The following is a 12,071-nucleotide window of genomic DNA, read 5'->3' as shown; positions in this document are numbered from 1 at the left end:
ACAGCATGGCGGACCCGGGCCGCCTCGCATCCCGGGCTACCGTGCCCCCATCGTGACGACCGGCCTCCCGACCTCCCTCCCGCTGCCCTTCGACGGCCTCGACCAGCTCAGCACCGGGCAGACGCAGGCCACCCTGGTGATCCTCGGTGGTCTCGTCGCCCTGCTCGTCGTCGGCGTGCACGGCACCTGGCGGCTCGCCCGCAACGTCGTCACCATCGCCCACGAGGGCGGCCACGCCCTGGTCGCGATCTGCTCCGGCCGGACGCTCACGAAGATCCTGCTGCACTCCGACACGTCGGGCGTCACCGTCTCCAAGGGCCGCCGCGACGGCCCGGGCATGGTGGCGACGGCCGCCGCGGGCTACGCGACGCCGCCGCTGCTCGGGATCGGCGCGGCGGCGCTCGTCGCGGCGGACGCGATCTCGGCGATGCTCGTGATCGCGGTGATCCTGCTGCTCGCGACCCTGATCCTCATCCGCAACGCCTACGGCGTGTTGTCGGTGGTGCTCACCGGCGCGGTGTTCGTGCTGGTCGCGGTCTACGGCTCGGGGAACGTGCAGTACGGGTTCGCGTGCTTCGTGACGTGGTTCCTCATCATCGGCGGGCTGCGCACGGTGCTCGAGGTGCAGCGCAAGCGCTCCCGGCGCCGCGCGCCCGACTCCGACGCCGACCAGCTCGAGCGCCTCACCGGCCTGCCCGCCGGGATCTGGGTGGCGCTGTTCCTGCTGGTCGGCGTGTTCTCGCTGCTCGGCGCGGGCCGGCTGCTCGTGGTCTGGCCGCCGGTCTAGCGTCGCTGGAGCACGCAGTCGCCGCAGGTCCCGCCGCCGGGCACGCGGTAGTACAGGCAGCAGGTCGTCCGGCGGAACCCGAGTCCGCTGGGGTGCTCGGGCTCGGGGACGAAGCGCCCGAGGCCCGCGAACGGCTCGTGGGTGAGCACGCCGCGGGCGAGGGCGAGCGCCGCGGCGTGCCGGTCGGGGCGCGCGGCGCCCAGGACGCGGACCGCCCCGCCGAGCGCGCCGGCCGCATTGCCCCACAGCACGCGCGGGGACACCGAGGCGCGCGCCCGCAGGCCGGCGACGATCGGCGCCACGTGCTCGTCGGCCAACGCGCGGGCCAGGAGCGCGGCGGCGTCCGGCCCGTCGGGGGCGCCGAGCTCGACGCCGGTGAGCCGCTCGGGATCGGCCCACAGCGGGATCGGGCCGCCGGCCCACGGGCGCGCGTGCAGGACCGCAGCGGGCGACAGGTCGGGCAGGACGCCGGCCGCGGCGCAGGCGAGCAGCACCGACACCGGGCGCGAGACCAGGGACTGGCCGAGCAGCGACGCCGCGATCCGCCGGCCGGCGCCGAGCCCGTCGGCCACCGCCGCGAGCCGCTCCTCGATCGGGTCCGGGCCCGCGTCCGGGACGGCCAGCAGCGACGCCACCGGGCGCCACGACGGGTCGGCGCCCTCGGCCGCGCGGGTGGAGACCGCGAAGAAGCCGTCGACGGCGTCCGACTCGGCGAGGACCGTCCGGACCCGGTCGGGGTCGGCGGCCGACCCGGTCGCGGTGCCCCGGCGGCGGGCCGTCTCGCTGCTCACAGCCCTCCATGCTGGCGGACGGGACCTCCGGGAGCACGTGCGGCCGCGCCACGAGGTGGGCGGAACCGGGGCGGTGAGGGTCCGGTATGTCGAGAACCGGGAGGTCGGTCCTCCGCCGATCGGGGTCGTTCGGTTAGGTTCGTCGCCATGCTCGACTCCGGCGTTCGTCTCGCCGCGGCCTCGCTCCCCGTCGGTGTCCCCGTCGTCGTGGGCCTCGTGGTGGCCGTGCTGCGCCGGCGGGAGCTCCCCGCGGTGTCGACGCCGGCGATCGCCGGGCTGGCCGTGCAGCTCGTGGTCGTCCTCATCTCGACCTTCCTCGTGGCCGCGACCTCCTTCGACGCGTTCGGCCTCACCCCCGAGACCCTGCTGCCGCTCTCGAGCGTGCTCGGCTTCGTCGTGATCCTGCTGCAGGTGGTGTCCTGGACGCTGCTGCTGCTCGCCCTGTTCCGGCGCCTGCCGGGCACGGCCGCGGCCGCCCCGCAGCGCGACGACCGCACCCCGACCGGCCGCCACGCCCTGCTCGACGACCGCGGCGACCAGGTCGTGGCGGAGGCGGGCACCGTGTTCCTGCCGGTCGGGGCCGCGGCGGGCGCCGCGGGCGCCGGCGTGGGCCTCGGTGCCGCCGCCGCGACGGCCCCCGGCGCCGGTCCCCGGACCGCCCCGGGCCCGGGTCCCGGCCCTGGTCCCGGCCCTGGACCCGGCCCGGGCCCCGGTCCGCGTCCGATGACCGGGCCGCCGTCCGGTCCCCCGCCGGGCATGCCCCCGGGTCCGCCGCCCGGCAGCGGGCCCGCCTCACCCGCGAGCTCGCCGCTGCCCTCGATCCCGCTGCCCGTCCAGGGCGACCCGGCCCCGGACGACCCGGCCCCGGACGACCCGCACCCGGACGAGCACGACGGCGAGCACGACGACCACGCCGACACCGAGACCTTCGCCGCGTACGGCACGCCCCCGGCGACCGAGCCGCCCGCCGAGGACGTCGAGGACGTCGAGGACGTCGAGGGCGCCGAGGAGGCCCCGGAGCAGGCGGAGGACACGGTCGAGGACACGGTCGAGGACACCGCCGACGAGCCGGTCGAGGACCCCGTGGAGGCGACGGTCGAGGGCCCGGTCGAGGACGAGAGCGAGCCCGAGGCCGTCGACACCCCCGAGGACGAGATCCCCGAGGACGAGATCCCCGAGGACACCCGGCACCCGGGCGACCCGCACGACGCCCCGGACGATGCCGCGGACCCCGACGAGTCCGCGGACCCCGAGACCACCGAATACGCGAGCCACGTCGAGGGGAGCGCCGGCCCGGCGGACGACCCGGCCCCGGGAGAGACCGCCGACCAGGAGACGCCCCCGGGCGAGGACGTCGACGAGGAGCCCGTGGCCGACGCGGACCCGGAGCTCGCCGCGGTCGAGCAGGAGACGCCCGCCCCGCCGACCCCGCCCACCACCGGCAACGGCGCGGCGGGGGGCCACCCGTGGTTCGACCCGGACGGCAAGGCGGCCCGCTCTCAGCCCGGGCGGCGCTGAGCCCCGCGCGACTCGAGGTCGAGCAGGGCGCGCTTGCGCTCGACGCCGCCGCCGTAGCCGGTGAGCGAGCCCGTCGCGCCGACGACGCGGTGGCAGGGCACGACGATGCTGAGGGGGTTGCGGCCGTTGGCCAGGCCCACCGCGCGCACGGCCGTGGGCTGCCCGATCGCGGCGGCCAGCTCGCCGTAGCTCACGGTCCCGCCGTACGGGATCTCCCGCAGTGCCGCCCAGACCCGCTGCTGGAACGCGGTGCCGCCCGCGGTCGTGGCGAGGTCGAAGGCGGTGAGGTCGCCGGCGAAGTAGGCACCGAGCTGCTCGCGCGCGGCGGGCAGGCCGTCGTCGGCCCGGGCGCCGAGGGTGTCGGCGGCGGGCCCGTGCCGGTGCTCGGTCATGTAGAGCCCGGACAGCACGCCGTCGTGGGCGCGCAGCGTCAGCGGGCCGAGCGGGCTGTCGAGCACCGTGTGGGTGACGGTCACGACACCCACCCAACCACTCAGCGCTCCCGGACCGCCTCCACGGGCGGCATCGGCGTGCACGCGTCCTCGTGGTCGGCGTGCTCGACGGCCTCGATCTGGAGCGTGCTGTGGTGCAGGCCGAAGCGGTCGCGGAGCACGGTGCTGGCGCGGTCGAGGACGCCGTGCTCGCCGCAGTCGGCGGTCGCGCAGCCCTCGTCGGAGATCACGAGGTGGGCCGAGACGGCGGGGCTGCGGTCGTTGATGGCCCAGACGTGCAGGTCGTGCACCTCGGCGACGCCCTCGACGCCCAGCAGCGCGCCGTGCACGTCGTCGACGTCGATGCCCGCCGGGGCGCCCTCGAGCAGGACGTGGCCGGTCTCGCGCAGCAGGGAGACGGTGCGCGGCAGCAGGATCGCGACGATCACGAGCGAGGCGACGGTGTCGGCGTAGGGCCAGCCCGTGGTCAGCACGACCACGGCGGCGACCAGCACGGCCAGCGAGCCCAGCGCGTCACCGAGCACGTGCAGCGCCGCCCCGCGGACGTTCATCCCGCCGCTGCCGCGCTGCAGGACCGCCAGCGACACGAGGTTGCCGACGAGCCCGACCACGCCGTAGAGGAGCAGGCCGCCGCCGGGCACCTCGGTGGGCGTCGCGAGCCGCTCGACGGCCTCGACCGCGACCCAGACCGTGACGCCCAGCAGCAGCACGGCATTGACCGCGGCGCCCAGCACCTCGGCCCGGCCGAGCCCGAAGGTCCGCCGGCGGCTCGGCGGGCGCACGGCGAGCGCGGAGGCGATCAGGGCGGTGGCCAGCGCGACGACGTCGGTGCCGACGTGGCCCAGGTCGGCGAGCAGCGCCAGCGACCCGGTGACGACCGCGCCGACGGCGCCGACGACGGCGACGAGGAAGGTGACGCCGAGCGCGAGGCCGAGGCGCCGGCGGTCGTCGCCGCCGCTGCCGTGACCATGGCCGTGTCCCACGGCGCCGACGATACATGCACGGATTCGCATGGGACACGCGACGTGCCGCAGGCCTCATCGCGCACTCACACCGGCCCTAGAGTGTGCCGGTGAGCGTCAATCCCTGGCTCGCCGTCACCGGCGGGACGGCCGGTCCCGGCTACGCCGCGCGCTTCGCGGCGCTCGAGGAGCGGGGCGTCGACCTGCACGGGGAGGCGCGCCGCGTCCACGCGCTGCTCGGCGGGCGCAGCGCCGACATCGTCGACGCCGGGTGCGGCACCGGGCGCGTCGCGATCCACCTCGCCCGGCTCGGGCACCGGGTCGTCGGCGTCGACCTCGACGAGTCGATGCTCGCGGAGGCCCGCGCGGCGGCCCCCGAGCTCGACTGGCGTCTCGTCGACCTCGCGGACCCGGACGCCCTGCACCTCGACCACCGCGTCGAGGCCGTGGTCGCCGCCGGCAACCTGTGGCCGCTGCTGACGCCCGGCACCCACGCCCGGGTGGTCGCCGTGCTCGCCGGCCTGCTGCGTCCGGGCGGCCTGCTCGTCGCGGGGTTCGGCCTCGACGCCGACCACGTGCCCTTCACGCTGCCCGACGGCGTGCCCTTCCCGGGTCTCGACGAGTACGACGCCGCGTGCGCCGCCGCCGGCCTGGTCCTGCAGACGCGCACCGCCGACTGGGACGGCATCGAGCCCTACGAGGGCGGTGGCTACGCCGTCAGCGTGCACACGCGATCGGCGCCATGAGCGAGCACACCGGGCCCACCCTGCTCGTCGTCTTCGTCGTCGCCCTCGGCGTGACGGCCCTCGCGCGGCGCTTCTCGTTCTCGGCGCCGCTGGTGCTCGTCGTCCTCGGGCTGGCGATGTCGTTCGTGCCCGGCGTCCCGACGGTGCCGCTGGACCCCGACCTCGTCCTGTTCCTCGTGCTCCCGCCGCTGCTGTACTCCGCGGCCCTCGAGAGCTCGACGCTGCGGCTGCGCGAGAACCTGCGGCGGATCAGCCAGCTCGCGGTCGGGCTGGTCGTGTTCACGACGGCGGTCGTCGGCATCGCGGCGTGGCTGCTCGTGCCGGGCCTGCCGCTGGCGAGCGCGCTGGTGCTGGGCGCGGTGGTCGCGCCGCCGGACGCGGTCGCCGCCGCGTCGATCGGGCGCCGGCTGGGGCTCCAGCGCCGCATCATGACGATCCTCGAGGGCGAGAGCCTGCTCAACGACGCCACCGCGCTGACCCTGTTCCGGGTCCTGCTGGCCGCCGCGATCGCGCCGACGGCCGTCAGCACCGGCGCGACCATCCTCGGCGGGCTCGGCGAGTTCGCGCTGGCGGCGGTCGGCGGCGTGGCGATCGGCGCCGCGGCGGGCTGGCTGCTGCACCGGGTGCGGATGATGCTCGACGACGGCGTGCTCGAGAGCTCGGTCGGCCTGCTCGTCCCGTTCGCGATCTACCTGCTCGCCGAGGAGCTGCACACCTCCGGCGTGCTCGCGGTCGTCATCGCCGGGCTGTACCTGGGGCACAAGGCCACCGAGGCCGGCTACGCCACGCGCCTGCAGGACCAGGCCGTCTGGAAGGCGCTGGACACGCTGCTCGAGGCGCTGGTGTTCGCGCTGATCGGGCTGCAGCTGCGGATCGTCTACGACGGCCTCGGCGCCGACAGCCTGACCATCGTGCTGGTGTCGCTGGCCCTGCTCGCGGTGACCGTGCTGTCCCGCTTCGCCTGGGTCTTCCCGACCATCTACCTCCCGCGGGTGCTGCCCCGCGTGCGACGGCGCGGCCCCGCGGTGTCGTGGCGGGTGCCGTTCGTCATCTCGTGGGCGGGCATGCGCGGGGTGGTGACGCTGGCCGCCGCGTTCGCGATCCCCCACGGCATCGGCGGCGACCCGGCCATGCCCGGCTACAACGTCGTCGTGTTCGCGGCGTTCGTCGTCACCGTCGGCACCCTGCTCCTGCAGGGACTGACGCTGCCGACGCTCATCCGGCGCCTGCACGTCCGCGACAAGGGCGCGCAGCGCGACGTGCTCGACGAGGCCGCCGCCAAGCAGGCCGCGGCCGAGGCCGCCCTGACCCGGCTCGACGACCTCACCGACGAGGACACCCCGCAGCACGTCACCGAGCAGCTGCGCACCTGGGCCCGGCACCGCTCCAACAGCGCGTGGGAACGCCTCGGGCGCCCCGACGAGGAGATCGGCGAGGCGCCCTCGGTCGCGTTCACCCGGCTGCGCCGCGCGATGCTCGGCGCCGAGCGCGAGACGTTCGTGCGCTTCCGCGACATGGGCCGCATCGACGAGGGCATCCTGCGCGACATGCTCCGCGAGCTGGACTACGAGGAGGCGATGCTGGACCGCTGAGAGGTCCTCAGACCTCGGTCTTGAGGATGCAGATGGCGAGGTGGGCGGCCTCGACGGATTCCCGGGCCGCCCCGCCGAGACGCGGGTCCGCCGCGGCGGCCGCCTTCGCGCTGTCCGCCGCCTGCTCGAGCTCGATGACCGCGTCGCGGGCCTCGTCGTCGGGGGTCCGGCCGGCCTTGTCGGCCTTGCTGAGGAACTCCCGCACCACGGCGACGGTGACGACCGAGGCGCCGTCGTCGCCCTCGGTGTCGGCCATGGCGGTGGCGGTCTTGGCGCGGCAGTCGTCGAGGCGGGCGCGGATGTCGGTGGTGGCGAGCACGGTGGCCTCCCGAGACCGGGGATGTGGTGGTGGCTCCCCTTCACGACGTGACGTGACGGGTGCGACAGGGGCGGGTTCTACGTACGCACCACGAGCGGCGGCGGCAGCAGGCCCAGGAGCTGGGCACGTTGCACCGCGGCCAGGCGGTCGGCGACGCCGAGCTTCGCGTAGACGCGCTGCAGGTGCTTCTGGACGGTCCGCTCGCCGACCGTCAGGCGGCGCGCGATCGCCCGGGCGGTGGCACCGGTCGCGAGCATGTCGAGCACGACGCTCTCGCGGGGCGTGAGACCGACCGCGTCGGCGGTGGGGACGGCGAGCGCACCGATCCGTGCCGACCACCGCGCGTGCGCGGCGATCTGGCGGTCGAGCCCGACGAACACGCGCTGCAGCCGCCGCAGCAGGGCCATCTCCTCCGGCGAGTACGCGTCGACCCGCCCGATCAGGAACGACCGGTTGGTGCCGTCGTCCAGGCACACGGGCAGGGACACCTGCGAGACGACGTCGACGCTGAAGACGTCCTCGCACGCGGCGCGCCAGCGCTCGTGCACGTGACGGTCCGCGAACCGCTCGGGCACGTCGGCGATCTGCATGGCCTCGTCGCGACCGGTGGCGAGGTAGTACCGCAGGAGCGGGTGGTCGAAGGGCGCCCGCTCCCGGCCCCACCGCAGCGCGTCGTCGAGCCGGTCGGCGTAGAGGTCGGCGGGCCACCCCCGCTGCTCGATCGGCCCGCCCGGCTCCTGGGCGTAGAACGTGCTCGCCGGGGCGCCGAACGACCGCCCGAGCATCGGCAGGATCCGGTCGACCGGCCAGCCGGACAGCGGGCGCGTGATCAGGTCCGCGACGAGGTCCAGCCACTCCCCTTCGCGCTGGATGGTCTCCATCGCCGACCCCGTCCCCCGTGACCCTCGCGCGCGGAAGGGTCCTCCGGTCGGCGGGGTGATGGCTACCCGCCGTCACCCGAAGCGTCGCTCGCAACCACTCGTTCGGCCGAAGGACGGGGGTGCACCTCGACGGGCATCGCCATCATCGCCTCGAGCGCCCGCCGCTGCCGCTTCAGCGGGAGGCGGGCGAAGAACAGCGAGTCCAGCGGGTACCAGAGCCCGATCCAGGCGATGACGAGGAAGACGCCGTTGCCCAGCAGTTCCTGGAAGAACTCGGGGACGTCGGGGGCGAGGAAGTCGGTCGAGAACAGCAGGCCGACGAGGAAGAGCGGGATGCCGGGGCGCAGGGCCGCGACCGCCAGGCGCCGCTGGAGCCCGGCATCGCGCCCGACGCTCTCGAGGCGGCGCCCGCACCAGCGCCGCAGGGCCGCGGCCAGGCGCGCCGCGACCGCGTCCGGGTCGGTCCCCAGCGTCGCGGCCGGCAGGGTCATGACGATCCGGTCGCGGCCCCGGCCGTGCAGCCGGCCGGGCCGGCGGCGGGCCAGGAGCTCCTCGAACATCTCCTCGGCGCCGGAGACGGTCCGCGCGAGGTCGTCGTCGAACAGGTCGGTCGGCTCGACCGTCACGAGGTCCTCGGGCCGGCCCAGGTGCACCACCAGCTCGCTCATTCCGCCCACCGCCGATCGGTCGTGAACGCGACGACCACCGAGCGCTCGTGGCCGAGCTCCTCGAGCCGGTCGTGCAGGGCCTGGCGCACGACGTCCCCGTCGGCCACCGTCCGCACGGACGATCCCTCCCCCACCACGTAGTCGACCTCGACGTCGACGCGACCGCCCACCTTCGACGCCCGCAGGAACGCCTCGTCCAGCCCGAACTGCTCACGCACCGCCTCGACCGCGGCGTCGAGCTCCGCCTGCGTCGCCGCGGGAGGCGACATCGCCAGGACCTCGCGCATCCCCTCGCCGACGAGCCGGGCCGGGATGCGCAGGAACAGCAGCGACACCACGACCACCATGGCCGGGTCCACGTAGGCGGCGAGGTCGGGACGGCCCGCGGACACCAGGATCACCGCGATGACGAAGCCGACGAGCACCCCGACCGAGAGCAGGGTGTCGCCGAACCACTCCGCCGCCTCGGCCCGCACGAGGTCCGAGCGCCCGCCGCGACGCATCAGCAGGGTGACGACGACGCCGGCCACCGTCGCGACGATCGCGTAGGCGAGCGCCCAGCCCGTCGAGACCTCGCGCCCGCCGTTCACCAGGTCCGCGATCCCCCCGACCACCGCGTAGATGCACAGCGCGGCCAGCGCGACCGCCTTGATCACGACGACGAGCGGCTCCCAGGCCTCGCGACCCCAGGGGTAGCGCTCGTCGGGACCGCGCCGCGCGGTCCGCAGCGCCACGACGGCCAGCATCGAGAGCCCGATGCTCGCGAACGACGAGAGGCCGTCGAAGACGATCATCGAGGAGCCGCTGAGCACTCCCCACACCGACGACAGCACGGCGAACCCGGCGGACGCCCACACCGAGAGCAGCAGCAGGCGCCGGTCGCGGGCGTCCTCGCCGGCCTCGATCGCCACGCCGTTGATCGTGGCTGTCGCGGGCCGCCACGTCGAGAGTTTCGATCACCCAGAGGATTGTCTTCGGGGTCGGCGGGACGGACACTCGTCGCGAAGCTCACCCGTTCAGCCGCACGGCGCGGTCGTTCGACAGCGCAACGTGACAGTCCAGGAGAACCCATGACGGCGACCGTCCCGCCCGAGCCGACGGACCCGGTCGAACTGGAGGACACGGAGAGCGAGGAGCGCGACGCCGAGCGTTTCGGCGCCGCCCGCGCGCGGGCCGCCGGGGTCGCGCGCTGGCGCCCGGTGACGACGGTGACCGCGCTGCTGATGCTCGTCGCCGGCATCGCCACCGGGGCGTTCTGGAGCCCGCTCGCCGACCGCACCTGGGCGTCCGCGGTCGCCACCGGGGTGCCGGCGCTGGCCGAGGGGCACTGGTGGACGCCGGTGTCCGGCGCGCTCGTCGGGGTCCACCCGGTGGGCGCGGTGCTCGGGCTCCTGCTCGCCGTCGGCGGCCTCGGCTGGGCCGAGGGCCGGCTCGGGTCGGGTCGCACGGCGGTCGTGCTCGTGGTCGCCCAGCTCGGCGCCGTGCTCGTCGCGATCGGGATCCTCGTGGCGCTGGCCGCCACCGGCTGGGCCTGGGCGGTCACGCTCACCGGCGTCCTGACCGGGGGCCTGTCGACCGGCGTCCTCGCGGTGCTCGCGGTCGCGTCCGCGACGCTGGTCGCGCCGTGGCGCCTGCGGCTGCGGCTGGTGCTCGTGGGGGTCGCGCTGGTCGGGCTGCTGTTCCTCGGCCACCTCGCCGACGCGGCCCACACGCTCGCGCTCGCCGTCGCCCTGCCGCTCGGCCGCCGGGTCGCCGGGCCGGACCTCGCCCCGGCCACGCCGGGCGGGCGCCCGGGACGCCGCGAGTGGCGGCTGGTGGCGGCGGCGGGCCTCGTCGTCATCGCGGTGATCCGGGTGCTGACCCTCGTGGTGCCGGTCGCCGGGCCGCTGGGCGACACGGCGTCGGACTCGACGGTCGTCGAGACGCTCGTGTCGGTCGTGATCTCCCTGCTGCTGGCCGAGGGGCTGCGCCGCGGGCGCCGGCTCGCGTGGCTGGCCGGCCTCATGCTCGGCGTCTTCTACCTGCTGCTCGGGCTGTTCGTGGTCGGCGTCGTGGTCTGGGCGCAGCTCACCGGCCAGATGGACCAGGTCGAGCTCGTCGGCCTCGCGATCTTCGTGCCCAACGCCGTGCTGTGGTCGGCGCTGCTGCTGTGGCTGATCGCCGGGCGGCACGCCTTCGCGGTCCCGTCGCGCCGGCGGCTGCGGCGCCGGGCCGGTGGTGCCGCGACCGGCCCCGACATCGCGCGCGACGCCCTGCACCGCCACGGCGGGTCGACGCTGTCGTGGATGACGACGTGGCCGGAGAACCGGTACCTGGTGCACTCCGGAGACGCAGCGGAGCGGAGCTCGACCATCGACTCCGGAGACGCAGCGGAGCGGAGCTCGACGATCGACTCCGGAGACGCAGCGGAGCGGAGCTCGACGATGACATCCGACGGGGTGACGGCCTACCGGGTGCACGCCGGTGTCGCGGTGGCGCTGGGCGACCCGATCGTCGCCCCGGCCGACCGCACCGCGGCGCTCGAGGACTTCCGGGCGTTGGCGGAGCGGTCGGGCTGGGTCCCGTGCCTGTTCTCGACCACCGAGGCGCTCGCCGACGCCGCCCGCGCCGACGGCTGGCGCTCGCTGCAGGTCGCCGAGGACACGCTGATCGACCTCGAGGGCCTCGAGTTCAAGGGCAAGCCCTGGCAGAACGTGCGCAGCGCCTTCAACCGCGCCGGCAAGGCCGGGATCGAGCACCGCATGGTGAGCCTCGCCGAGGAGCCGCGGGCGATCGTCGCGCAGGTCCGGGCGATCTCCGAGGAGTGGGTCGGCGACAAGGGCCTGCCCGAGATGGGCTTCACCCTCGGCGGCGTCGAGGAGGCGCTCGACCCCGAGGTGCGCACCGGGCTCGCGGTCGACGCCGAGGGCACCGTCCACGGCGTCACGTCCTGGCTGCCGGTGTACGGACCGGACGACGTCGTCGTGGGCTGGACCCTCGACGTCATGCGCCGCCGCCAGGACGGGTTCCGTGCGGTCGTCGAGTACCTCATCGCCTCGGCGTGCCTGACCTTCCAGGCCGAGGGCGCGCGCTTCCTGTCGCTGTCCGGGGCGCCGCTGGCCCGCGCCGGCGACGAGGTGGAGGGCGAGCAGGTGCTCGACCGCGTCCTCGACCGGATGGGCGAGCTGCTCGAGCCCTACTACGGGTTCCGCTCGCTGCACACGTTCAAGGCGAAGTTCCAGCCGCGCTACGAGCCGATGTTCCTCGTCTACCGCGACGAGGCCGACCTGCCGCGCGTCGGGATCGGCATCGGGCGCGCGTACCTGCCCGACGCCCGCGTGCGCGATCTCGTCGCCCTCGTGCGGAGCTAGGCTCG

General features: G+C 75.5%; 12 protein-coding genes. 5 read left to right on the top strand and 7 right to left on the bottom strand.

Annotated features, from left to right (window positions below):
• The first annotated feature begins 52 nt into the window (after positions 1-52).
• Positions 53-787: a M50 family metallopeptidase gene (locus tag PHK61_RS01590; RefSeq protein WP_274279209.1), complete on the top strand. Its 735-nt coding sequence runs from the start codon at positions 53-55 to the stop codon at positions 785-787.
• Here PHK61_RS01590 and PHK61_RS01585 read toward each other — a convergent pair.
• A complete protein-coding gene (locus tag PHK61_RS01585; RefSeq protein ID WP_274279208.1) occupies positions 784-1,578 on the bottom strand; it encodes a (2Fe-2S)-binding protein in 795 nt (264 codons plus the stop codon). The genes PHK61_RS01590 and PHK61_RS01585 overlap by 4 nt on opposite strands.
• Positions 1,579-1,725: 147 nt before the next feature.
• Between PHK61_RS01585 and PHK61_RS01580 the strand changes: the two genes are divergently transcribed.
• On the top strand, positions 1,726-3,096 hold the full coding sequence (locus PHK61_RS01580; RefSeq protein ID WP_274279207.1) for a hypothetical protein: 1,371 nt from the start codon (positions 1,726-1,728) through the stop codon (positions 3,094-3,096).
• On the opposite strand, the gene PHK61_RS01575 is transcribed toward PHK61_RS01580, so the two are convergent.
• Complete coding sequence (locus tag PHK61_RS01575) at positions 3,078-3,572, bottom strand: methylated-DNA--[protein]-cysteine S-methyltransferase (RefSeq protein WP_274279206.1); 495 nt, start codon at positions 3,570-3,572, stop codon at positions 3,078-3,080. The two genes, PHK61_RS01580 and PHK61_RS01575, sit on opposite strands and share 19 nt — an antisense overlap.
• 17 nt (positions 3,573-3,589) lie before the next feature.
• Entirely contained in the window at positions 3,590-4,531 is a 942-nt protein-coding gene (locus PHK61_RS01570) for a cation diffusion facilitator family transporter (RefSeq protein WP_274279205.1), read from the bottom strand.
• An 89-nt stretch (positions 4,532-4,620) separates the two neighbouring features.
• Here PHK61_RS01570 and PHK61_RS01565 point away from each other — a divergent pair, with 89 nt between their 5' ends.
• Together PHK61_RS01565 and PHK61_RS01560 are read left to right on the top strand one after the other, a co-directional pair.
• A complete protein-coding gene (locus PHK61_RS01565) occupies positions 4,621-5,256 on the top strand; it encodes a class I SAM-dependent methyltransferase (RefSeq protein WP_274279204.1) in 636 nt (211 codons plus the stop codon).
• Positions 5,253-6,848 carry a Na+/H+ antiporter gene (locus tag PHK61_RS01560; protein WP_274279203.1) on the top strand — a complete coding sequence of 532 codons (1,596 nt, stop codon included), beginning with the start codon at positions 5,253-5,255 and terminating at the stop codon, positions 6,846-6,848. Before PHK61_RS01565 ends, PHK61_RS01560 begins: the two co-directional genes overlap by 4 nt.
• A gap of 7 nt (positions 6,849-6,855) precedes the next feature.
• Here PHK61_RS01560 and PHK61_RS01555 read toward each other — a convergent pair whose 3' ends face one another.
• From PHK61_RS01555 to PHK61_RS01540, 4 genes are all read right to left on the bottom strand, one after another.
• Entirely contained in the window at positions 6,856-7,167 is a 312-nt protein-coding gene (locus PHK61_RS01555) for a hypothetical protein (RefSeq protein WP_274279202.1), read from the bottom strand.
• Between the two features lie 77 nt (positions 7,168-7,244).
• Positions 7,245-8,048 (bottom strand): helix-turn-helix transcriptional regulator, encoded by an 804-nt coding sequence (locus tag PHK61_RS01550; RefSeq protein ID WP_274279201.1) that lies wholly within the window; start codon positions 8,046-8,048, stop codon positions 7,245-7,247.
• Between the two features lie 62 nt (positions 8,049-8,110).
• The gene (locus tag PHK61_RS01545) at positions 8,111-8,716 is read right to left on the bottom strand and encodes a hypothetical protein (RefSeq protein WP_274279200.1); all 606 of its coding nucleotides are present in this window, start codon (positions 8,714-8,716) and stop codon (positions 8,111-8,113) included.
• Positions 8,713-9,627: a cation diffusion facilitator family transporter gene (locus tag PHK61_RS01540; protein WP_274279199.1), complete on the bottom strand. Its 915-nt coding sequence runs from the start codon at positions 9,625-9,627 to the stop codon at positions 8,713-8,715. The genes PHK61_RS01545 and PHK61_RS01540 overlap by 4 nt, the downstream gene beginning before the upstream one ends.
• Positions 9,628-9,786: 159 nt before the next feature.
• On the opposite strand from PHK61_RS01540, the gene PHK61_RS01535 reads away from it, so the two are divergent.
• Positions 9,787-12,066 (top strand): bifunctional lysylphosphatidylglycerol flippase/synthetase MprF, encoded by a 2,280-nt coding sequence (locus tag PHK61_RS01535; protein ID WP_274279198.1) that lies wholly within the window; start codon positions 9,787-9,789, stop codon positions 12,064-12,066.
• Positions 12,067-12,071 lie beyond the last annotated feature (5 nt).

This window comes from Actinomycetospora lutea, assembly GCF_028737205.1.
In the GTDB taxonomy this organism is placed as follows: domain Bacteria; phylum Actinomycetota; class Actinomycetes; order Mycobacteriales; family Pseudonocardiaceae; genus Actinomycetospora; species Actinomycetospora lutea.
The sequence above is the reverse complement of the archived record's forward strand: the minus strand, read 5'-3'. Positions and strand labels throughout refer to the sequence as shown.

Excerpts from the sequence above, each read along its gene's own strand:
- PHK61_RS01580 (WP_274279207.1), top strand. The coding sequence starts at position 1,726 with ATGCTCGACTCCGGCGTTCGTCTCGCCGCGGCCTCGCTCCCCGTCGGT.
- PHK61_RS01560 (WP_274279203.1), top strand. The coding sequence starts at position 5,253 with ATGAGCGAGCACACCGGGCCCACCCTGCTCGTCGTCTTCGTCGTCGCC.
- PHK61_RS01550 (WP_274279201.1), bottom strand. The coding sequence starts at position 8,048 with ATGGAGACCATCCAGCGCGAAGGGGAGTGGCTGGACCTCGTCGCGGAC.
- PHK61_RS01545 (WP_274279200.1), bottom strand. The coding sequence starts at position 8,716 with ATGAGCGAGCTGGTGGTGCACCTGGGCCGGCCCGAGGACCTCGTGACG.
- PHK61_RS01535 (WP_274279198.1), top strand. The coding sequence starts at position 9,787 with ATGACGGCGACCGTCCCGCCCGAGCCGACGGACCCGGTCGAACTGGAG.